Annotated in this window: 20 protein-coding genes; 11 read left to right on the top strand and 9 right to left on the bottom strand. The window is 56.0% G+C overall.

Annotated elements, in window-relative coordinates; genetic code table 11:
- The first annotated feature begins 19 nt into the window (after nucleotides 1–19).
- The 5 genes from napG to J7416_RS13310 are packed head-to-tail and all read left to right on the top strand — an operon-like array spanning nucleotide 20 to nucleotide 3203.
- Complete coding sequence (gene napG / locus J7416_RS13330) at nucleotides 20–838, top strand: ferredoxin-type protein NapG (RefSeq protein WP_209225326.1); 819 nt, start codon at nucleotides 20–22, stop codon at nucleotides 836–838.
- Nucleotides 835–1752 (top strand): quinol dehydrogenase ferredoxin subunit NapH, encoded by a 918-nt coding sequence (gene napH / locus J7416_RS13325; protein WP_209225324.1) that lies wholly within the window; start codon nucleotides 835–837, stop codon nucleotides 1750–1752. Before napG ends, napH begins: the two co-directional genes overlap by 4 nt.
- Before the next feature lie 12 nt (nucleotides 1753–1764).
- Nucleotides 1765–2202 carry a nitrate reductase cytochrome c-type subunit gene (locus J7416_RS13320; RefSeq protein ID WP_209225322.1) on the top strand — a complete coding sequence of 146 codons (438 nt, stop codon included), beginning with the start codon at nucleotides 1765–1767 and terminating at the stop codon, nucleotides 2200–2202.
- A gap of 29 nt (nucleotides 2203–2231) precedes the next feature.
- Nucleotides 2232–2933, top strand: a complete 702-nt coding sequence (locus J7416_RS13315; RefSeq protein WP_209225320.1) for a NapC/NirT family cytochrome c — start codon at nucleotides 2232–2234, stop codon at nucleotides 2931–2933.
- A 12-nt stretch (nucleotides 2934–2945) separates the two neighbouring features.
- On the top strand, nucleotides 2946–3203 hold the full coding sequence (locus J7416_RS13310) for a hypothetical protein (RefSeq protein WP_209225318.1): 258 nt from the start codon (nucleotides 2946–2948) through the stop codon (nucleotides 3201–3203).
- Nucleotides 3204–3284: 81 nt separating this feature from the next.
- Here the strand turns inward: J7416_RS13310 and sulP are convergent, their stop codons facing one another.
- The 5 genes from sulP to J7416_RS13285 all read right to left on the bottom strand — a co-directional run bounded on the left by sulP (nucleotide 3285) and on the right by J7416_RS13285 (nucleotide 8635).
- A complete protein-coding gene (gene sulP / locus J7416_RS13305; protein WP_209225316.1) occupies nucleotides 3285–5030 on the bottom strand; it encodes a sulfate permease in 1746 nt (581 codons plus the stop codon).
- 2 nt (nucleotides 5031–5032) lie between these two features.
- Complete coding sequence (locus J7416_RS13300; RefSeq protein ID WP_209225314.1) at nucleotides 5033–6712, bottom strand: bifunctional protein tyrosine phosphatase family protein/NAD(P)/FAD-dependent oxidoreductase; 1680 nt, start codon at nucleotides 6710–6712, stop codon at nucleotides 5033–5035.
- A gap of 17 nt (nucleotides 6713–6729) precedes the next feature.
- Entirely contained in the window at nucleotides 6730–7614 is an 885-nt protein-coding gene (locus J7416_RS13295; protein WP_209225313.1) for an MBL fold metallo-hydrolase, read from the bottom strand.
- A 47-nt stretch (nucleotides 7615–7661) separates the two neighbouring features.
- Nucleotides 7662–7874, bottom strand: a complete 213-nt coding sequence (locus J7416_RS13290) for a DUF2892 domain-containing protein (protein ID WP_348540271.1) — start codon at nucleotides 7872–7874, stop codon at nucleotides 7662–7664.
- An 86-nt stretch (nucleotides 7875–7960) separates the two neighbouring features.
- Nucleotides 7961–8635, bottom strand: a complete 675-nt coding sequence (locus J7416_RS13285) for a Crp/Fnr family transcriptional regulator (protein WP_209225311.1) — start codon at nucleotides 8633–8635, stop codon at nucleotides 7961–7963.
- Between the two features lie 212 nt (nucleotides 8636–8847).
- Between J7416_RS13285 and J7416_RS13280 the strand changes: the two genes are divergently transcribed.
- The 4 genes from J7416_RS13280 (at nucleotide 8848) to J7416_RS13265 (ending at nucleotide 14986) form a co-directional block, all read left to right on the top strand.
- Nucleotides 8848–11208, top strand: coding sequence for a fatty acid cis/trans isomerase (locus tag J7416_RS13280; RefSeq protein WP_209225309.1), 2361 nt, complete (start codon nucleotides 8848–8850; stop codon nucleotides 11206–11208).
- Between the two features lie 11 nt (nucleotides 11209–11219).
- Entirely contained in the window at nucleotides 11220–12227 is a 1008-nt protein-coding gene (locus J7416_RS13275; protein WP_209225307.1) for an NADP-dependent oxidoreductase, read from the top strand.
- Between the two features lie 552 nt (nucleotides 12228–12779).
- Nucleotides 12780–14198, top strand: coding sequence for an MFS transporter (locus J7416_RS13270; RefSeq protein WP_209225305.1), 1419 nt, complete (start codon nucleotides 12780–12782; stop codon nucleotides 14196–14198).
- A 197-nt stretch (nucleotides 14199–14395) separates the two neighbouring features.
- Nucleotides 14396–14986, top strand: a complete 591-nt coding sequence (locus J7416_RS13265; RefSeq protein ID WP_209225303.1) for a TetR/AcrR family transcriptional regulator — start codon at nucleotides 14396–14398, stop codon at nucleotides 14984–14986.
- A gap of 9 nt (nucleotides 14987–14995) precedes the next feature.
- On the opposite strand, the gene J7416_RS13260 is transcribed toward J7416_RS13265, so the two are convergent.
- From J7416_RS13260 to J7416_RS13250, 3 genes are all read right to left on the bottom strand, one after another.
- The gene (locus J7416_RS13260) at nucleotides 14996–16057 is read right to left on the bottom strand and encodes a ferredoxin--NADP reductase (protein WP_209225301.1); all 1062 of its coding nucleotides are present in this window, start codon (nucleotides 16055–16057) and stop codon (nucleotides 14996–14998) included.
- Between the two features lie 84 nt (nucleotides 16058–16141).
- Nucleotides 16142–17017: an ABC transporter six-transmembrane domain-containing protein gene (locus tag J7416_RS13255; protein WP_209225299.1), complete on the bottom strand. Its 876-nt coding sequence runs from the start codon at nucleotides 17015–17017 to the stop codon at nucleotides 16142–16144.
- Entirely contained in the window at nucleotides 17014–18165 is a 1152-nt protein-coding gene (locus tag J7416_RS13250) for an aromatic ring-hydroxylating dioxygenase subunit alpha (protein ID WP_209225297.1), read from the bottom strand. Before J7416_RS13250 ends, J7416_RS13255 begins: the two co-directional genes overlap by 4 nt.
- A gap of 325 nt (nucleotides 18166–18490) precedes the next feature.
- Between J7416_RS13250 and J7416_RS13245 the strand changes: the two genes are divergently transcribed.
- Together J7416_RS13245 and J7416_RS13240 are read left to right on the top strand one after the other, a co-directional pair.
- Entirely contained in the window at nucleotides 18491–19672 is a 1182-nt protein-coding gene (locus J7416_RS13245; RefSeq protein WP_209225295.1) for a patatin-like phospholipase family protein, read from the top strand.
- An 88-nt stretch (nucleotides 19673–19760) separates the two neighbouring features.
- Nucleotides 19761–20672: a LysR substrate-binding domain-containing protein gene (locus J7416_RS13240; RefSeq protein WP_209225293.1), complete on the top strand. Its 912-nt coding sequence runs from the start codon at nucleotides 19761–19763 to the stop codon at nucleotides 20670–20672.
- Nucleotides 20673–21229: 557 nt separating this feature from the next.
- Here the strand turns inward: J7416_RS13240 and J7416_RS13235 are convergent.
- A complete protein-coding gene (locus tag J7416_RS13235) occupies nucleotides 21230–22777 on the bottom strand; it encodes an AMP-binding protein (protein WP_209225291.1) in 1548 nt (515 codons plus the stop codon).
- Nucleotides 22778–22813 lie beyond the last annotated feature (36 nt).

Here is a 22813-nt window from a genome sequence, read left to right as displayed (position 1 = left end):
CGAGGCAAAGGTCGTCCCCATGCCCTTCGAAGGTAAACCCCTTTCGCCGCAAAGGCGTCGCTTCCTGCAGGATGCGGCGCGGGCGACGGGTGGCTGCGTGGTCGCCGGGTCATTGCTGGCCTGGCTTGCCCGCGACGCCCGCGCATTGCCGGCCGAGGCATTGCGCCCCCCCGGCGCACTACCCGAAAAGGAGTTTCTATCGGCATGCATCCGCTGCGGGCTGTGCGTTCGGGACTGTCCCTACGACACGCTGAAACTGGCAGAATTGGGGTCGGATGCGGTGGCAACCGGAACACCCTATTTCACCGCGCGCGACGTGCCGTGCGAAATGTGTGACGACATCCCTTGCGTGGCCGCATGCCCTACTGGCGCGCTTGATCCAGATCTCGATGATATTGACGACGCCAAGATGGGTGTCGCTGTTCTGGTCGATCAGGAAAACTGCCTGAACTTCCTCGGGCTGCGCTGCGACGTCTGTTACCGGGTTTGCCCGGTGATTGACGAGGCGATTACGCTGGAAACGGCCCACAACGAACGCTCGGGCCATCATGCGATGTTCATCCCGACCGTTCACGCCGATCGCTGCACGGGCTGCGGCATGTGCGAGAAAAGCTGTGTCTTGCCCGAGGCGGCCATCAAGGTTCTGCCTGCCCGTCTGGCGCGGGGTAGCAGCGCCGATCACTACCGCAGGGGCTGGGAAGAGAAAGAGGCCAAAGGCGGCCCCCTCGTCGAAGGTATCATCGACTTGCCCGACCGCCTGCCCGGACCAGGCACAGACAACCTGACCACACCCGGCGGCTTCGCGCCCACTTATAATTTGCCGGGGGCCGGACAATGAGCGCCCGCACACAAATCCCGGTCGGTCAAGAGGCTATCGACGAGAAAGGCTGGGTGCGCGCCCACAAATACCTGTTGTTGCGTCGAGCAAGCCAGGTTTGCTTTCTTGTCCTGTTCCTGATGGGGCCGTGGTTCGGAGTTTGGATCGTTCAGGGCACTCTTGCCGGGTCTCTGACACTGGGCGTATTGCCACTAACGGACCCGCTGATCCTGCTGCAAAGCGTGGTAGCTGGGCACTGGCCCGAGATGACCGCGCTGATCGGTGGATTGATCGTTCTGGTCGCATACGCTCTGATCGGTGGGCGCATCTATTGCTCGTGGGTCTGCCCAATCAACCCGGTCACCGATGCGGCCAACTGGCTTCACAGACGACTTGACCTGCCGAAGGGTTGGCAACCCAAGCGCGGCACGCGCCTTTGGATATTGGCCACTGTGCTGATCGTCTCGGGCGCGACGGGCGTGATTGCGTGGGAATTGGTTAACCCGATCACCATGTTACACCGCGGTCTGATCTTCGGCGCAGGGTTCGTATGGGCCATGATTGTGGCGATCTTTGTCTTCGATGTTTTTGTGGCCCGCCACGGTTGGTGCGGTCACATCTGCCCGGTCGGCGCCTTCTATGGGCTGATTGGTGCAAAGGGCCTGCTGAGGGTCAGCGCCGCAAACCGTGCGGCCTGCGATGACTGCATGGATTGCTATGCAGTTTGCCCCGAAAATCAGGTCATCTCGCCCGCACTGAAAGGCAAATCGGGATCAACGCCCCTGATCCTGTCCCCCGACTGCACCACATGTGGGCGTTGCATCGACGTCTGCGCTGTTGACGTCTTCAGATTTACTCACCGGTTCGACGACCAGATCGCCGAGCCTTCCGATCCAGTTCCCGCGCCCGATCCGCGCGAAGCCAGACCTATCTAAGGGAGTGCCAAGATGAACAAGCCAATCCGTACAGGCCTTTTAGCCCTTATTCCCGTATTACTCTTGGGCGGGTTCGCTCTTGCGCAATCTGCCAATGTCGAAACCCTGCGCGGGGCCGAAGTGGATGAGCTTATCCCCCTTAATAAAGTTCACAAGAACGTCGAAGGACGCATGCAGCGCAATTACCGCCAGCAGCCGCCGTTGATCCCACATTCGATCGAGCAATACCAGATCGACACACGCACAAACCAGTGCCTGTCCTGTCACGATTGGACCAAGGCCGGGGAACGCAACGCACCGACCCTTTCGATGACCCACTATCTGGATCGCGATGGCAACGAATTGGATCACATCGCGGGCACCCGCTATTTCTGCAACCAGTGCCACGTTCCGCAAGCCGACGCGCCGCCATTGGTTGAAAACGTCTTTCAGCCGTCCTCGGGCAATTAATCCAACGCAAGATTGAAAGGAGCACCGACATGGCAGACTCCCCTGAAAAGCGCGGTTGGATTGGCCGCCTCTGGAACTGGATCTGGACGCCCGCGGTTGCATTTAGCTCTGGCTTTCTGATCCTCGCGGGATTTTTGGCCGGCATCCTGTTCTGGGGCGGGTTCCACTGGACGCTTGAGCTGACCAACACCGAAGAATTCTGCGTTTCCTGCCATACGATGGAAACCAACCTCGGCGAATACCGTGAAACGATCCACTACAACAACCACTCGGGTGTGCGGGCCATCTGTTCCGATTGCCACGTGCCGCACGAATGGAACCACAAGATCAAAGCCAAGATCATGGCGGTCAAGGACGTCTATCACGAGCTTGTCGGGACGATCAGCACGCCCGAAAAATACGAAGAGCATCGTCTGAGCATGGCGACGGCCGTCTGGAAAAAGATGAAGGCGTCTGACAGCCGCGAATGCCGCAACTGTCACAACTTCGACTATATGGACTTTACGCTGCAAGAGGCGCGCGCCGCCTCGGAGCACCAGCGCGCCATCGACGAAAACATGACCTGCATCGATTGCCACCAAGGCATTGCCCACAGCCTGCCACCGGGCCATCAAGAACGCTATCAGGAAGTCATCGAAACTCTGGCCGGAAAGACACCAAGTCAGCTGCAACACCACGCTGCAACAGACGGCGACGACATCAAGTCATTCCTGACCTCGCGCGCAGATTAAAAGGGACACGATATGCTGGAATTTCTGGGAACAGTCGGAGCCAACATCATCAGCCTGCCGGGAATCCTTGGGCTGGCTTTGGGCATGATGACACGTCGCGTCTGGCTGGGTGCATTGATGGGGGGCATTGTCGCGTTGCTGCAAACCGTGATCTTTGCCCATGGATCATTTGCCGAGGTCAATACGTTTGAACTGTTGATCGCAGTTGTCATTGGCCTCTGTGCGGGCAGCCTGGGGTCGGCCATTCGTATCAAGGGCGCAACGGTCTGAGGCTGGACCGCAATTGAATGATCGGGCGGACGGGGACCCATCCGCTCTTGGGCATCCTGCAACGACGTTTTTGACCCCGAGTTATGCCGCAACATCTGGCGTGGTGGAAGGTGAAAGCCTGATCCACGCATCATATTGCGACAGGAACACGTGTCCGTTCAGTTCCTCAAGAAAGTGCGACCGCGTTAGTCGGTCCATCACAGGGCCTTTTACCTCGGACAGGTGCAACCCGATGCACATATCGGCTAGTCGGCGGTTGATCGTCTCGAGGCTTTCCAAGGCCGAAAAGTCGACCTCATTCACAGCTGAGAACATTAAAACGACATGTCGAACCGTGCTGCCATCCGTCACGCGGTTCTGCACCAAATCCTCAAGAAAGCGCGCATTCACAAAGTACAGACTTTCGTCAACGCGCAGTGTCACAACAGTTGGATCGCTCAACACATCATGACGAAGGATATTGCGGAAATGCTGAGTGTCCGGCACCAATCCAACCTCGGCCACATGCGGCTTTGATGTCTTGTAAAGATGCAGCACGACGGACAGTACAACACCAGAAGCTACACCCACTTCGACCCCTAGCCCGAGGGTCAGCACGATCGTTGCCGCGACGGCGGCAAAGTCGGCGCGCGAATAGTCCCAGGTCTTTTTCAGGATCGACAGATCAACAAGGCCCAGCACGGCGACAATGATTGTTGCCGCCAGCGTCGCATTGGGAAGGAAGTAGACCAGCGGTGTCAGCGCCATGGCCGCGATGGCCAAACCAATCGCCGTGAATGCGCCTGCCGCGGGTGTTTCGGCGCCCGCATCGAAGTTCACGACAGACCGCGCAAAGCCACCGGTCACCGGATACCCTCCGGTAAAGGCCGCACCAAGATTGGCAGCACCCAGACCAATCAACTCCTGATCCGGATCAATTCTCTGACGTTTCTTGGCCGCCAGCGTTTGCGCCACCGACACGCTTTCGACAAAACCGATGACCGAGATCAGGATGGCTGGCACCAGCAGCGCGTTCACAAGATCCAGCGAAAATCCCGGCATCGTCAGGGGCGGCAAGCTTTGCGGGACGGAACCCACGATTTTGACTCCCTGTCCGGCCAGATCAAAAGCCCAGACGCAAACCGTGGTTGCGACAACAGCGGCAACGGGCCCCGCCTTTGTCAAAACATCAGCGAGCAGCGCAGGCACTCGCAGCGCACGAAGCGTGGGTTTTAGTGACACGCGAACCCAAAACAAGAACATCGTTGCAAAGACGCCGATTGTGACCGTAATCCAGTTCAACTGAGGCAAATGAGACAGGATCGACATCACCATCTCGGGCAGCGTGTGCCCGTGGGCATCGATCCCGAGAATGTGCTTGAGTTGACTGGTGGCGATGAGGATACCCGATGCGGTGATGAACCCGGCGATCACCGGATGGCTGAGGAAATTCGCAAGCAACCCAAGGCGCAGGACGCCCATCAGCATCAAAAACCCACCAGACATGAATGCCAGTGTCAGAGCCGCCACGGCATATCCTGCCGTCCCCTGCTCGGCCACCTGCCCTACGGCCGATGCCGTCAACAATGACACAACCGCGACCGGACCGACGGCCAAGGAACGACTTGTGCCAAAGATGGCATACAACAAGATCGGCACGATCGAGGCGTAAAGACCCGCCTCTGGCGGCAGCCCTGCCAGCAAAGCATAAGCCAGCGATTGCGGGATCAACATGATCGTTACGATCACTGCGGCAATCAGGTCGTTCGACAGAGCCGATTTTGTGTAGGTCCGCCCCCAATCCAGAATGGGAACATAGCGGCGCAATGCCTTTTGGGGTGCGTTCATGTTCAGTCCGCGGCTACTGTCAGCTTTTCGGGCTTGGCCAGCCACTCTTTACCGCGCAGCATTGCTTGCCAGTAGATCGGCGGCAGCAGTCTTTCCTTCAATAGCCATGCAAGGCGCGAGGGTTTGGTGCCATCGATCAGGAAAGAAGGGAAGCTGGGCTTCAAAGCTCCGCCATAGCCAAATTCGGCCAATACGATCTTGCCGCGCTCGACTGTCAATGGGCACGATCCATACCCATCATATTGTGCCAGTGCAGACCGCCCCTCGATATCAGCGGCGATATTTTCCGCCACTGTTGGAGCTTGTTTCCGCGCCGCTGCGGCGGTTTTGGCATTCGGTGCGTTCATGACATCGCCCAGAGACCAGATGTTGTCATAGCTTTTGTGGCGCAGCGTTGATTGATCCACATCGACCCATCCTGCCACATCCGCCAAGGGCGATACGCGGATGAAATCCGGCGCTGTCTGGGGTGGGCAGACATGCATCATGTCAAACTCGACCTCGACACTTTCCTTATCGGCTTCCGGTTTGGCGATTTCGAAACGGGCTGTTTTGGCCGGCCCATCCACTGCGACCAGATTGTGGAAGAAGTTCAACGCGGCCCCATACTTTTCGACATAAGCCTCAAGAGCAGGGACATAGTCCTTGACGCCAAACAGCACCCCGCCCGCATTCATGAACTGAATATCGATATCCTTTAGCGCTCCGCTGCGAAACCACGCATCACCAGACAGATACATTGCCTTCTGCGGAGCGCCCGCGCATTTGATTGGCATCGGCGGTTGGGTAAAAACGGCCCGACCGCGTTGCATCTGCTGTACCAATTGCCAAGTATAGGGTGCCAGATCGTAGCGGTAATTCGAGGTGACTCCGTTTCGGCCCAGAGTCTCCTCCAACCCTTCGACCGCACCCCAATCCAGCTTGAGGCCCGGGCAGACTACCAGACGGTCATACTTCACAACCCGGCACCCATCCAGGATCACCGCGTTGTTTTCGGGCTCGAACGCCGCCACTGCTGACTTGAGCCAATGCACTCCCTTTGGGATCAAGCTGCCCATGGTTCTTGCGGTGGTTTGCGCATCAAAAATGCCGCCGCCTACCATCGTCCATCCCGGTTGGTAATAGTGAATATCAGCCGGGTCTATTACTGCGATGTTCAGGTCAGGTTTGCGCGATCTCAGACTTGCGGCAACCGAAATGCCGCCTGCACCACCGCCGACAATGACCACGTCGAAATGGGCGTCACCGGTGTCCGTTGGCGTCTTGCCCCCGTTGGCAATCCGGCGCGCGACCCCCTTCATGTCGTACCCGGCCGTCGCAGTCGCCGAGAGGATTTCGGCCATAGGGCGCGTCGGGGCCTCAAAGAACGACCACAAGGTGACCGACCGTGTACCGGTGCGGCAATAGGCCAGAACTGGTTTCGGCAAGTCTTGCAGGGCAACCCCGAACGCATGCACATCGTCATCTTTCACCATCCCGCTTTGGATAGGGACATATCGCGCTTCGAGGCCGACCGCTTTGGCTGCGGCCTCGATCTCTTCGAAAGACGGCTGGTCGGGGGCCTCTCCATCTGGACGGTTGCAAAGTATGGCCCGGTATCCGTTGGCGGCTATAACCGCAATATCCTCAATCGAAATCTGCGGGCTGACCGTGAATTGCGGTGTGATTTTCCTGAGATCCATATCTCTGCCCTCCGAGATCAAAGAGTGTTTACTGGGACTTTGAGCATCGGGTTGCCGTCACCATCGGTCGGCACCTCGCCCGCGCGCATATTGACCTGCAGCGAAGGGATAATGAGCTTGGGCATATCCAGAACCGCGTCACGTTCTGTCCGGAACTTGACGAACTCTTCCTTTGTCTTGCCGCCGCCGACATGGATGTTTTGCGCCTTCTCCTCGGCTACCGTGGTTTGCCACGCAATGTCGCGGCCATTGGGCCCATAGTCATGACACATGAACAAACGTGTCTCGTCCGGCAGGGCCAGAACCTTTTGAATCGAGTCATACAGCGTGCCCGCATCACCCCCCGGGAAATCTGCACGCGCAGAGCCGCCATCAGGCATGAACAGCGTATCCCCAACAAAGGCCGCGTCACCCATCACATGAACCATACAGGCCGGAGTATGACCGGGCGTATACATGGCAAAGGCCTGCATATTTCCGACCATGTAGGTGTCACCATCGTCGAACAGGGCATCGAACTGCGACCCATCACGCTGGAACTCGGTGCCTTCGTTGAACACTTTACCGAATGTGTCCTGCACCACCATGATCTTGGACCCGATGCCAATTTTACCACCCAGCTTTTCCTGAATGTAAGGAGCGGCAGACAGGTGGTCGGCGTGGACATGGGTTTCGATGATCCACTCCAGCCTCAGGCCCTGGTCCTGTATCTGCCGGATCAGCTCATCCGCGTGATCATATGTGATACGGCCGGCCGCATAGTCGATATCCATGACGCTATCAACAATCGCACAGGCGGGCGATGTTGGGTCCTTGACAATATAGCTGATGGTGTTCGTTGCCTCATCAAAAAAGGCCTGAACGACCGGCTTTGTCTCAAGGTTCACGGGGTAATCTGTCATATCGAATGTCTCCTCCAGTTACAGGCCAAGGCGCTAGCGCTGGTCTGTCACCCACAATTGCGGCAGGTTTTCAGGCCAATCACACTGTAGATCGGGCAATTGCCCACCAGGGCAGTCAGGGTGAAAATCGCCGCGATGGCCAGCGCGACCCAAAACAATAAGCCCGATGCCAAAAGCCCACTACTGAAGGCCAGGAACACCAAAACACCCGCGACAGCGATGCGCGCGGCCCGGTCAAATTTTCCCATATTCGTTGTCACGATTCACTCCATCAAGATGCGATGAAGCGTTCTTGCCATGACGGTCCTGCAACCTTTGGTGACTTGGTCACCAAACCCGGATTTTTTTAAAAATGCATGCCAGATGATCGGACCATATGCTCGAGCGCCGCACGATCCGTCAGATGAACTTCACCACGGGACTGTTCGATCCAACCCCTGCGGTGGAATTCCGACAACGTGCGCGAAACGACCTCTCGCGCGGTGCCGAGCTCATTGCCAAGCACTGCATGGGTCGCATGAACAACACTGTGCGCGTCCGACAGCTCCAGCAAACGGGACGCGAGCCGGACATCCATGCGCCGAAACACGATGTCATCAATCAGCGCAAACAGATCCGAAATCCTGCGCGAATAGGCCGCGAAAACGAATGTGCGAAAAACGGATGATTTTGCGACCAGATCGTCAAATGTCGTACGCGGAATCGCTACCGCGCGCACATCCGTTTCGGCAATCCCGTCGGCCGAGTAGTCCTCGAACGCCAGCATACATGCCGTGGTCAGCACACAGCTTTCGCCTGCGTGGACGCGATACAGAAACACTTCCCGCCCTGTTTCCGACTTTTGCTGAACGCGGATTGTCCCGTCCAGCAGCAACAGCAGGTTGTCCGCCGTCTGCCCCGGCGCAAAAACTTGCGTGCCTGCCGAAACGCTGACGATCTGGCTGCCTGCTTCAAGCTCATCCCGGATGTCAGGTGGCAGCTGGCTGAGCCCTTTAAATCGATCAATCCATGACGCGTCCATAGTCGGAAATCCCTGATCAAAACGTTTTCTGGTGAACTTGAACCTCAATACATCGATTTTATCGCATGTGACACTGCGACAAACGCACACTGCCTGTATCGGCAAAAAACACAGCGCGACAAGTGCTCTGAAATCAGTAGTATAAACCGGACATAGCTTTGAACTGGACGCGATGTTGCGCGTTTTCTGATCATCCAAATCAGGGGGCATCCATGCTGCGAACACTACGAAACAGGCGTCTTTTGGCCTATGCCCTTGTGGCCGTGTTTGGGTTTCCGGTTCTTGATCAAGCCGCTGCTCAGTCGGATTCCAACACGGATGAGGACCAAAGCGCCCCATGGGCAGATGTCCAAGACATCCTGAACCATCGCTGCGTGGTCTGTCACAGTTGCTATGATGCGCCCTGCCAGCTCAAACTGACGTCGCCCGATGGCCTGCTGCGTGGCGCCAGCAAGCAGGCGGTCTATCACACCGAACGACTGACCGACGCACAACCGACACGGCTGGGCATTGACGCACAGACTGTTCCCGAGTGGCGCGCGCTTGGGTTTTTCTCGGTTCTCCCGTCGTCCGATCAGAAGGATGAAGATGGGTCGCTGCTGGAACGTTACCTCACCCTAGGGCGCCAAGAACCGCTGGCTGCGAATGTACCGATCCCACCGGAACTTGGCCTCGCCCTGGATCGCCGGTTGGCCTGCCCAACGCCACAGGAATTCGATACATACAGCGCGTCGAACCCCAAGGCGGGAATGCCCTATGCGGCCGCACCGCTTTCCGAAAACGAATATCAGCTGTTGATGACATGGGCGCAAAGTGGTGCCCCCACGCCTGCGGCAACGCCAGAATTATCGGAAGAGGTCCAAGCGCAGATCGCATCTTGGGAAGAGTTTTTGAACTCGCCCGACCCGCGTAACCAATTGATGAGCCGTTACATCTACGAACATCTGTTTTTGGCCCGGTTGCACTTTCCGGGCACAGACCCGCGACAGTTTTTTCAGCTGGTCCGATCTGCAACCCCCCCTGGGTCCGAGATAGACATCATCGCCACACGACGCCCGTTCGACGATCCCGGTTCCGCACCGTTCTATTATCGGATTGAGCCGTTTAACGAAACGATCGTGCACAAGGATCACCTGGTCTACCCGTTCGGCCCAGAACGCATGGCGCGCTATCACCAACTGTTCCTAGACCCGACTTGGACCGTGGAAAACCTGCCGTCCTATGGCGAGGATGAGGGCGGCAACCCGTTCAGTACCTTCGCAGAAATCCCGGCCCGCAGCCGTTACCAGTTTCTGCTGGATGATGCTCTGTTCTTTGTGCGCAGCTTCATTCGAGGCCCGGTCTGTCACGGTGAAACGGCTGTTGATGTGATCGAAGACCGGTTCTGGGTCAGTTTCCTGGATCCCGACGCAGATCTGTCCGTTACGGACCCAAGCTTTCTCGCCGATAGCGCGGCCTTTCTGGAACTGCCCGTCGGAGCTCTGGATGGTCGAGTCTTGGGGGACCTGCAAGGCTTGTCGCACGAAAATCAGGTCAAATACTTGGAATTTCGAGAGACCCGGTATCGCGAAAGCGCCGTTCATGAGACCGGGTTCAGCTATGATGCCATCTGGGACGGCGACGGCACCAATCCGCAAGCACTGATTACTGTTTTTCGCCATTTCGACAATGCCTCGGCCATGACCGGGTTCCACGGCGGAATTCCCGAAACCGCCTGGGTCATCGACTTTCCGGTTTTTGAACGCATCTATTACGATCTGGTCGCTGGCTACGATGTATTCGGCCGGGTTGAGCACCAGCTTTCGACCCGGCTGTACATGGACGAGTTGAGAATGGAGAGCGAGGATACGTTTCTGTTCTTTATGCCCCCTGACGTCCGTCCAACACTGCATGAAACCTGGTATCAAGGTACCCTTGCCGAACTGCACACCTATTGGCACCGCCGTTATGTCGACCCAAGCTTTCCAACCGGCATCCAGTTTGAAACTGACACACCCAAACAGGAGTTCCTTCTTGAGTTGCTAAATCGCGGCAACGGGCTGTGGGCGATTAACGATCCGATCAACAGATGCAAAAAACCCGCCTGTTCTGATGACGATCCGACCAGACTGCGCGCGTTGGCAAATCAAACTGGTGAGTGGGTCCAGTTTTTTCCGGATGCCTCGATTCTATTGGTCGAAACTGAGGATGAGCCGCCAACGCTTTACACTTTGATCCACGACAAGGCCCACTACAACGTGGCCTTTTTGTTCAATGAGGAAGATCGCCGGGACCCACAGGCAGACGTTCTGTCAATCCTTCCAGGGATAGTCGGAAGCTATCCGAATTTTTTCTTCAAGATCCGGCAGGATCAGCTGGACCCTTTTGTGAATGCTGCCAAAGAAGTGCGTTCACAGGTGGATTGGGTAAAATTCGCCGAGACATATGGCCTGCGCCGAACAAGCCCTGAATTTTGGCAGACAAGCGATCAGGTTATGGCCATGTTTTTAGCAAACAACCCCGTTCAAGCCGGTGTGTTGGATCTGAACCGATACAAAGACCCCCGCCCCGACGGCAACCCGGACAACAATTGAGAGAAACAGTCATGACACTGACCAACCGCAGCGTAATCCTGTCCAGCCGCCCTAAAGGTATCCCTCAAGCCGAACACTTCACCGTTCAAGATCACCCTGTGCCAGAACTGCCGGACGGATCAGTATTGGTCAAAACCTCTTTTTGGTCGGCTGATCCGGCGCAAAGGGGATGGGCCAATGATGCGCCCAACTATCTGCCCCCGGTCGAAATCGGCGCACCCATGCGTGGGTTTGCGGTGGGTGAGGTCGTCGCGTCACGGAACCCCGATTATGCGGAAGGTGAGCTCGTTTCAGGCATGCTAGGCTGGAGCCGCTATGCGGTATCAGATGGATCGAATATCGACAGAAAAGTAACCGAAACGGATCTGTCACCCTCTATGTCACTGGGGATTTTGGGCCTGAACGGCGTAACCGCCTATTTTGGCCTGCTCGACATATGCCAGGCCAAGGCAGGCGACACTGTTGTAGTCTCAACCGCCGCCGGAGCCGTTGGATCTGCGGTTGGGCAGATCGCCAAAGTAGTAGGGTGCCGGACAGTCGGCATTACCTCCAGCACACAAAAGATGGAATTGTGCGCAGACAAGTTCGGATATGACGCGACCATCAACTACAAAGAACAGGACGTCGCCCAAGCCATTCGAACCACCTGCCCGGATGGGGTCGATTGCTATTTCGACAACACCTGTGGGCCGATCTCGGACGCGGTTATGGCGAATCTGGCGCAGGGCGCACGCATTGCAATCTGTGGCACAGCTGCGCTGGCCGATTGGGACCCGATCCCGTTGGGCCCCCGGGTGCACCGACAACTATTGGTCGCTCGGGCCCGCATGCAAGGCTTTATTGCTTTTGACTATAGACCGCAGTTTCCCGAAGCGATTGCGAATTTGGCGGATTGGGTCCGCTCTGGCCAGTTGTCAGCCAATGAGCACATCCTGAACGGAGCAGATGCCGCGCCAGACGCGATCGCGATGCTTTATCGCGGAGAAAATACCGGCAAGCTGTTGATCCGCGTGGACTAAGTCACACCGCGGCAGTGTTCTGCGCCGAGGCTTTCGCATGTGACAATTAAACCAGGAATTGCTTTCCGGCACAGGCCTTGTCTGTCCATGCCGGCTTTGTCTTGCTGGGCTGATGGGGCAAACACAACTTCATTTCTCATATAATTTCGATCAGGTTTGTAGTGCTTTGAAACATTTGATGCGCCTAAAACACAAATGTATTGAAATAGTACAGGCTTCATGTGACTAATATTGTCATTATAGACAATAAATGTGCAAGTTTCGTGCGATCCAGAATACCCAAATCCATTCCGGACGTAACTGCATACGAAAAAGGGACGCTCACCTCACTCAATCAACCGACACTGCAGTGACGGATCAAAACCTAAAGCAAGAAAATTCACCAAATGCGCGCCCGGCTCAGGCTTATTCCGACCAGGCTCACCTTCCACGAGCACTCAAACTGACAACAAAACAAGTGCCGTGGGCTGCGCACAGAGGCCGCGAAGAAACGCGCCAGCGCAATCCGGAGATCCCAAACAAAAAAGGACTTCGGATAACGGGAGGACACATATGAACACCAGGACCGACAGTCCGTCGACACGTATGCAGCTATTCTACGGGTTAGGCGGCGTTGCCAATGGCATATTGACGAACGGGCTCAGCTTTTTCCTACTGATCTACTACAACCTGGTTATCGGGCTGCCCGCAGAAGTCGTTGGGTTTGCCCTGTCGGTCGCTCTAATATTTGACGCTGTTTCAGACCCGCTGGTCGGGTACCTATCGGACAATACACGTTCGCGCAGTGGCAAAAGGCACCCGTTCATTTACCTGGCGATTATCCCGATCGCCTTTCTGTACTGGTTCATCTGGAACCCGCCTGAGACGCTGACAACCCAGACGCAGCAGTTCTGGTTCCTGCTGATCACCACGATCTTGCTACGCACAGCAATGACCCTGTATGACGTGCCGCATAACGCAATGGTGCCGGAATTGACCAAGGATTATGGCGGGCGGACCACGTTGTCGGGGCTGAAGGTTTCGATCGGCTGGATCGCAGGTCAGATTATGGTCATCGCCATGTATGTGATCTGGCTCGTGCCTACGGATACAATGCCCTACGGCATCCTCAATCAAGCTGGGTATCAAGAGGCCGGGCTCGTTGGCGCTATTATTTTAGCCCTGGCCATCGCCATCACTGCACTGGGCACGCGCCGCTGGCAGGATCGGATGACGGATATCTCTCATGACGCGACCTACAGCGCATCCGGGTTCTTCAAACAATCCATTTCTGCCTTCAAACTTCCCGCCCTTCGAGCGATTTTCGTCAGCTCGGCCATCTATGCTGTGGGAGCTGGGATCGGTGCTGCGCTGTGGACCTATCTGACGTCGTTCTTCTGGGAGTTGAACAACGATCAGATCTCGTTGATCCTAGTTGCCAACCTGATCGGGGCGATCGTCGGAGGCGTAACGATCAGGATGATTTCCCGATCCGGCGACAAAAAGACCAGCGCGATTGTTCTGTCGATCCTTTCGGCCGTGGTCGGCGCTGCACCCTATCTGCTCCGCGACATCGGGTTTTTTCCTGCGAATGGAACCGAGCTTTTGATCTGGCTGCTCTTCGCGCACGGCATTTTGCAAATTACCCTGATCGTCTGGACGACAGCCCTTTTGACCTCGATGACCGCTGACGTTGTCGAGCTGGGCATGAGCCAAAACGGCTTTCAGAACGAAGGGATCATTACCTCGGTCATCACATTCGTGCTCAAAGCCGGAACCGCAGGCGGATTGGCGACATCAGGTCTATTTTTGGCTTTTGTCGGCTTCCCGGAATCTCCGGACCAATCAAACCTGACCGCCGAGGTCACGCGGGCCCTTGGCTGGAACTACGCCTGCCTGACGCTTGTGGTGTATATGGCCTCGGTCATCGCACTGATGTTCTATCGGTTGGATAAAGCCCAGTTCGACGAACTGCTGGCCTTGCAGAAGTGAAACAAATGCTCGTGCAGCCTGACAGGCGCGCGGGCGACACGTATCGCTCTTTCGAACCGACTGGATTATCGAACGACAATCACGCTATAGGTCATTTGATCAGCGCAAACGTCAAAAGACCAATATAGATTGTCCATATTGACAATCTATCAAATACAAGGTACCCTGAAGAAATTGAGAACTAGTAGAGTATTCGCATGGGTCGACCTTCGGTACAAGATCAACGGAAGAAAGAAGTCCTGGACGCGTTCATGACGTGCGTGGTGTCATACGGCGTTGAAGGGGCAACGCTGGAACATATCGCCGCTGCAGCCGGGCTGAAACGACCACTGATCCGGCACCACCTTGGCAACCGCAAAGCCATGGTTCTGGCCCTTGGGAACCACATTGCCGAAACGCTAACCACTCAAAGTGAGGCGCTACGTCTGGCGCTGGCCGATCATCCCGGCGTCAGGAGTTTGATCGAAGCGCTGTTCAATTCAGAAGGTGAGTTGGATCCACGGATCAACATCTGCTACCAGTCTCTGGTCAATTCAGTCGAGATTTATCCGGAACTGCGCCAGCCTTTGCTGGATTCGATGGACGTTTTTTACAAAGTTGCTATGGACATCGTTTTTGCGTCGCACCCCAAAGCGGACAGGCAGGCATGTGAAATCGTCGCCCACGGCATCGTTAACCTGTACATCACGACGGACGCGTTCATTCCGCTTAAACCCCCAAAGACATGGGCTTATTCGTCCTACTTTGCCGCACTGAAGTTGGCGGAAACCCTGGAATCCAAACCCTGAAAACGTGGATCAATCGTAGGTGACGGCCACCTTTTCCGCAGTAGCAACAGCCTGACAAGACAGAACAGCCCCTTTGGCGATTTCGGCGTCATCCAAGGCAGTTCGTGCGCGCATATGAACTGAACCTTTCTTCAACTTGCAACGACACGCTCCGCAGACACCGGACTGGCACGAGTAAGGAGGTTCCAGCCCTGCCTTTTGGGCTGCTTGCAAAATCGTTTGTCCAGACGTTATCTCAACGGACTGCCGCTGGCCGTTCAGGGTAATGTCCACAACTGCATTAACACCCTTGATGCCGTCATCCGCGACCGGCGCGCCACTATAGCTTTCCAAATGGATCCGGTTCGCAGGCACGTCCAACAACATCAACGCCTCTTTCACCGACCCATTCATACCTCCGGGGCCGCAGATGTAGTACTGCGCATTTTGGGCATATGGCGGATTTTCGGCCAGGAATGCCTGAACCGCGTCCTTGTCGATGTTGCCCCGTCGCCAGTAGTCGAAGCTGGACCACATCGAGGGCTTGGACAGCACGTGCTGCACGGTAAGACGACCAGCGAAGCCCTCTTGGTATTCCGCGAACGCGTCTTTGAACAGGATACTATCCGCGTTTGCATTGCCATAGACCAGATGCACAAAAGACCACGGTTCCGCCAACAGAACCGATTGAAGCATAGAGTGCAGAGGTGTGATCCCGCTCCCCGCACCAAGAAAGTAATGCGTACGCCGCTCCGTCGGGTCCGTGTCCAGACAAAAGCTGCCAAACGGGGGCATCACATAAATCACATCGCCAGGCTGCACCGTGTCATTGATGTGGTTGCTGACCAACCCTTTCTTCACCCGTTTGACGGTGATGCGCAGGGGATCACCCGACACAGGCGAAGAAGAGATAGAGTAGCTTCTGCGCACCTCTTCGCCCTTGATCTGAAAGCGCAGTGTGACATGCTGTCCAGCTCGCCACGCAAAGGCCTGCGTCAAATGGGGCGGAACGTCGAACATAACGGACTTGGCCTGTCCGCCGATTTCCTCACGAACGTCACGCACCGTCAGCGGATGGAAGTCTCTGGTCATTGGGGGCCTCCAGATTTCGAGCCTAGAGATGGGGCATGATGTGTGACGTTATCTAATTTGCAACGCATGTTTGAGACAGGCATTTCAAGCATTGGCAGCGTCTTTTGTTGCAGGAGCATTGATCCGCTCGGTTATTTCGGACAAGCGCGCGAGGCTTTGCAAAACCATGGGCAAAACGACGACTGATTGTACGAATTCAAACGAATAGGTAACGACCGAGAAAATTTGACCTGCCGTCGCGCCGCTTTGTGTTGCCGCGAACCAAAGATTGAAGGCCAGCATACTAAGCAAGACGGCAAAAATCGCGCCGTACACAAACGCCTCAGCGTCCGACAGCCGAACTTCGTGCGAACGCAGTCTCAGAAAGTGCTGGCCGATCTTCTTCAGGTCCATACCTTGCAACGCCGTCACCTGTCGCTCGGACTGCTGGTTGAGCAACCCGTTCAAACGGAAGAAACGACGCGAAAACAGACCGAAGATGATCAAAATAAGGACTGCGGCGGTACCCGCTGCCGTTGCCAGCGCCCCGTGGAACGACAGAAGGATACCGACTGAGACAACGACCTGTACCGCCGCCCCCATCGACTCCGGAGCTTCGCCTTCGAGAAAGTCGACCAACTCCCGCCCCATAAGAACACGAGCGTTCAGAACCGAAACCTCCAGGGACGCACCCCTCTTGGCCTGCGCCTCACCCAGTTTGACCCGGATCGTACCGTACGCCCGTGTGTCATACACACGCCGCACAATCCCGACCACCAACAGCAGTGCCATGGCGATTCCGAAATGGACGAACGACGTGTAGTCACCACTCGACAAACCATCGATCGAATAGCCGATCAGCAGCGGGAGCATGGCAAACAACGCCGTTTCCACAAGCGTCAGGCCCCAGGTCATCGCGATCTTGGCTCGGAAAACCCGCAACAAGGTCGCTATGGACAGTCGGTCTTTCGGTCCAATCATTTTTCCTGCAACCAATCGCGCACCACCCTTTGATGCTCCACCACGGGGCTTTCACCCACAGAGGCCGGACCGACCTCGAAATAGGGCGAGGTCAGGGATTTTTGCTGTTGTTCGCAGGCATAGATGTCTTCTTGCGTAAAATCCCCAGACGCCATCGGATCGTTTTCGTCATGGGCGTCGTCGCCCTCGTATTTTCCTTTGATCTCGAAGCCGTTCCAGAAGGAGGCCGAGCGGCTTGCTTGTCGCGTAAACTCCCAGGTTGAGGCATTGGCCACGCGGGTCCGGTTCAGAATCCGCGTTCTGTCCGGCGCCAGTGGCGTGACGATGAAAACGTTCCATACGTCTTCGGACGCGCCGATTCCAACCCCTGGAAACAGCATCGGCACCCAAGCTCCGTTCTGATCTTCGGGCACGACCCGCGGCATCTGCAGCTTTTTGTTCTGATCTTTTGCGAACTCTTCGACCGGCGGTTCCCAAAAGATGTAATGCGGCCCATACCAGCCATACTGGGCCTTGGCGTGGTCATACATCTGCAACGTGTTCGAATGCAGGTGGCTCAGGTGATAGACATCAATATAATTCTCGATGACGATCTTCCAGTTTGCCTTGATCTCATACGTGTTCGAAGTGCCATCATGTTCCATCAACTCTTCGGGCACATGTGGGCCAACCTTGTCATCAACATCGCCGTACCATTTCATGATCGACCCTGCGTTGGGGTCAGGATGCACAAACAGCATGCCCTTCCAGATGTCGACCGAGGCCGGTTTCAGACCAAGACAGGACTTATCGACCGAGCCGTATTCGCGATCTTCATCCGGTACCGAGACCAAGTTGCCTTCAAGGTCATAGGTCCAGTCATGATACGGGCAGGTCAGCGCCTTTTGTGTCTTGCCCACAGCCCGGATCAATTGTGTGCCCCGATGCCGGCAAATATTGTGAAACGCCCGCAACCTGCGATCACGGCCCATCACGATGAACAGATTGTTCAGCCCCGCCTGAACCGAAATATAGTGGCCGGGTTCGGGCACATCTTCCATAAAGCCCGCAAAACGCCAGGTTTTCGAAAAAATATCGCGCTGCTCGCGGTCGAACCATTCCTGCGAAGTGTACGCTTCTACGGGAAGCTCATGGTACATTTGTGGCATGCTATCCCCTCCTTGGGCCGTAGAACTTACGGTTGGCAAACTGATCAATTTGACGCCAGATGCAGTCTTTTGCACAAGCTGGGCCGCAACGATGCCTCGAAGCGAGATAGGTAAACAGAATGGAACTGTCAATAGTGACAGTTTTTGCCTCCTGAAACCTGTGCCATCTCGGCGCTTGATTGCAAAGCCAGTCACCACACGTCGGTGTCATCTTGCGCATGATCCGGGGTTTCGATCATAGGTCTTCGCGATCTGGCAATCCTGACTCAACACGTGGCTCGGGTGCAGATAAAGAGCCGCAACTCTTTCGATACGGATCGCAGCTATGCCCTCGTTCAAGATTTTCGTGTCTGTTACGCTCGCACTGGTTCTGACCGCCTGTGCCGCCAGCTATGACCGGACGAACCTTACACCTACGGCCGAAAACTATGAAACCTTTCAGCCAGTCGGTGCCCGACCGGAAAGCCGGTATTTTGAAGATGACAACCGCGAGCGGTTGGCCTCACTGAACAAAGAAACGCGTAAAACGCTGGCGCAGGTTCCCAAAGGCCGCGGCCTTAACATTCTCGCCCTGTCGGACGGTGGTCAACACGGGGCGTATGGCGCCGGAGTCCTTAACGGGTGGAGCGATATAGGTACGCGCCCGTCCTTTGATGTGGTCACTGGTATCTCAACCGGCGCGCTGATCGCACCCTTTGCCTTTCTCGGCTCGGACTATGACGACCGCTTACAACGGTTCTACACCGAAACGGCAACGCGAGACGTCGTCCGGCTGGACCTGACGGGCGCGATCTTTGGGCGCGGCTTTCTGACGAGGGCGACCCCGCTGCAAGAGGCAATCCGTCAAGAACTGACGGATGATCTGATCAGAAAGATCGCAGAGCAGCACAGACAAGGTCGCCAGTTGTTAATCGGAACCACCAATATCGACGCCGAGCGACCTGTGCTTTGGAACATCGGGGCGATCGCCCAATCCGACACACCGAAAGCGCGGGATCTGATCCGGGAAGTCATTCTGGCATCGGCCTCGATACCTGTCGTATTTCAACCCGTGCCAATTGACGTCACAAATGGCGAGGTACAGCGCGAAGAATTGCATGTGGATGGCGGGCTAACGCGTGAGATTTTCGCCTACCCGCATGACTTACAAATGCGCCAACTGCTGCGCGAAGCAGGGCTAAGCAACCAGAAGAACCGCATCTGGCTGATCCACAACAAAAAACTGGAACCAACCTTCGATCCGTTGCCCGGAAATGCCACAGCGGTGGCAAGCCGCGCGTTCGAAATGCTGATCCGCTCTCAAAGCCTGGGCAACATTGAAAGCATTCTGGCTTTGGCAAACCGAGACGGATTTCAGGCAAACATCACGTACATCCCCAAAGAGTTCCAAACAAAGCCGGACGAACCCTTTGACCCCGAATACATGACCGAACTCTTCGCTGTCGGATATTGGGTCGGACAGCAAAAGGACGGATGGTTTTATGACGCGCAAGACTGGGAGTATTGAGCACGACGGCGTTGGCGAATAATTTGGTGTTTGAACAAAACGCAAATAACTGCAAAGTGATGGCCAAAATCATGAGCAGATCGCATAGATGGTAACGCCTCGCCGCCTTTTCCCCTCAATCTCGTCCCTTCGCGCGCTGGAAGCGTTAGACAGGCTGGGCTCGGCATCCGCGGTCGCCGACGAGCTTGCCCTGACCCAAAGCGCAGTAAGCCGACAATTACAGGCACTAGAAGCCCAGTTGGGCGTCGACCTGATCCGCCGCGATCGCAAGAGGCTGCTGCTGACACCGGTGGCACAAGATTATGTGGCCGAGGTCCGTCAAGGGTTGAACCAGATTGCTCAGGCTTCCTTGAAGCTGCATGTGGCACCGGCCGGTGGTACGCTGAACCTCGCCATACTGCCGACATTTGGGATGCGATGGCTGGTGCCCAGACTGCCCGAGTTCGCCCGTCTACACCCGGACATCACGATCAATATGTCCACACGCCTGCGCCCCTTCAGTTTCACGAACGAACCTTTTGACGCAGCGCTACACTTTGGTGAGCCGGACTGGCCAGGTACAGACCGGCTATTACTTCGGGCCGAAAGCGTTTTGCCAGTTTGCGCACCGTCATTGCTGCCAAATGGAACACCGGAATCGCCTGGCGACCTGCTGAAGCTCCCCTTGCTGCATATTCAAACCCGTCCGCGCGCCTGGCAGGATTGGTTCGATCATATGGGAACCCCCCATCCCGAGGCGTTGCAGGGCACGATTTACGACCAATACACCACGATCAATCAGGCTGCGGTGCATGGTTTGGGTGTCGCGCTGCTGCCGAACTATTTGATTGAACAGGATCTGGCGACCGGCAAACTTATTGCAGCCTTTCCCGATGCGGTCGAGATGATGGGCGCCTATTATCTGGTTTGGCCAAAAACCAAGTCGGACGATCCGTCCTTGCGCAGCTTTCGGCATTGGCTGGCCACTCAGGCCCAACCCGAAGAGGGACTGCCGCGCTGACTCCGCTGCAGTAAACGTCTGAGCCTCAACTTTCCAACTGAGCCAATCTGGTGACAGAGTTCGGTGCCCTGGCGCAATGGACCGAATGTCAGTTTTACTTGTGACGCGCACGCTCATTTCATTGGTATTTTGTATCAATTAAATTTGCATCCAGTCAATTGCGAGACGCGAAACCGCAAAATCCCAGCCAGATACCAGAGGTCGCAACCCAGAAACGAATGCCCGAAGCCAAAGTCGCCAACGCCGGTGACAATATCACCGCGGCTGCGGCAACACCGGAAAGACCATTCTTTTCCATTACCATTCTTGGACCTTTGGCCCGGACGGCGCGCTGCGAGAGATTCCGTTAAAAAAACCATGCTTCCCCGACATCGACAAAAAGGAAAATAGCACCCGGCCAAAGGGCCGGGTCTCCGCTGACATCCTTTCAGCGATCCGTTATGCGCCGCATGGAAGGTTGAGGTCGTCATCCAGGGGCGTTGGCACATGCTCTTGATCAAAGCACTTTTTGAATAAAGCTTTTGACCCGGCAACAGAAGGCCGGGCCAAAAGACCAATCAGGCTGCGCCGCTTTGGCTCGTTCGGCTGCAAATGTCGATAACTTCACGTTTTTGGATCTTGCCGGTCGGTCCTTTGGGCAAGGCCTCCCAAATCTCGATCTCTTTCGGAATCTTGAAGTTGGCGATCTTACCCCGGCAGTATTCACGCAATTCCGCACCGGTCACCACCGATCCCGCGCTCAACGTGACAACCGCATGAATACGGTCGCCCCATTTCGGGTCAGGCAGGCCGACGACGCTGACTTCATCCACGGCATCATGCTCGGCCAGGCAGTTCTCGACTTCCACCGGAAAGACATTGTAACCGCCGGACTTGATGCGGAACTTGGCACGGTCCTTCAGATGAACAAAACCCTCGGCGTCGATCACGGCAATGTCCCCTGTGTGCAGCCAACCGTCGCGTACCGTTTCCGAATACTCCACAGCCTGGTTCCAATAGCCCGGAATCACGTAGGGCGAATGGATCAACAATTCGCCCGCCTCTCCGTCGGGCAGATCGTTGCCCTCGTCATCCACGGCGCGGACATCCACGTAGTACAACGGCCGCCCCGCGCTTTCGAGACAATTGTGGCCGTCTTTCAGCGCGCGTTCGTGATCGGTTGCCGTCAGCATCATGCCCATGCCCATCAGTTCGGTCGTTCCGAACATCTGCAGGAATTCACATCCAAATGCCTTGAGCGCATCCCGCACCGTCGCCGGTGGGATCGGTGCAGACCCATACCCCAGCTGACGAATGGACGAACAATTAAATTTCGTGATCAGGCCCGATGACAACAGATCATTCAACATTGTCGGAACCAAAACGCAGATTGTGGCCTGTTCGCGGTCAATCAATGTCAATGCTGTCTCGGCATTCCACTCACCAATGATCGCGCATTTGGTGCCGTGGAACAGGTTGCGCAACAAATGCATGATCGGAACACCTGACGCTGGCATGGCATGCAGCCATACGTCATCAGGACCCGCCCCTTCTGCCAAAGCCACAGCCGCCATCGAATCCATCATCAATTCGTGCGGATAAATTGCGCCTTTCGGCAGCCCCGTCGAACCCGTCGTGTAGCAAATCATCAACTGTTCATGCGGCGTGTGTGCAAATGCGCCACGGGCAAGCTCGGTCGAAATCAGTATTTCGAAATCCAACTCAAGCTCATGCGTTCCGATGCCGATCAACTTGGGCTGGCGCGTGCTGAACGTCAGCGCCTCTTGGGCAATGGCAATCTTTGTGTCCTGAACGAACAGAACGTCCGTCCCGGAATCATCTATCAACTCACCTATTTCACGGGGTGCCAGACGATAATTGAGACCCACCCGGATTGCTCCTGCCTTAGCGCAGGCCCCGATCGTCTCGACCACTTCAATGCAGTCGGAAAGGATAACACCTACGCGATCGCCCTTACGGATGCTCAGCCCGCGCAACGCATACGCCAGCGCATCGGTACGCGCACCCAGATCGCGCCAGCTGCGACGGCGGTCCAGTTCCACATATGCATCCAGATCGCCAAAACGGTCGGCGTTCCGATCGATAAGGTGGCCAAGGGTTGGCATTGATTTCTCCTCCCTGGAGGTCGTTTCTCTTGTTAA

The sequence above is a fragment of the Ruegeria sp. R14_0 genome (assembly GCF_017743975.1).
Lineage (GTDB): Bacteria > Pseudomonadota > Alphaproteobacteria > Rhodobacterales > Rhodobacteraceae > Ruegeria.
The sequence above is the reverse complement of the archived record's forward strand: the minus strand, read 5'-3'. Positions and strand labels throughout refer to the sequence as shown.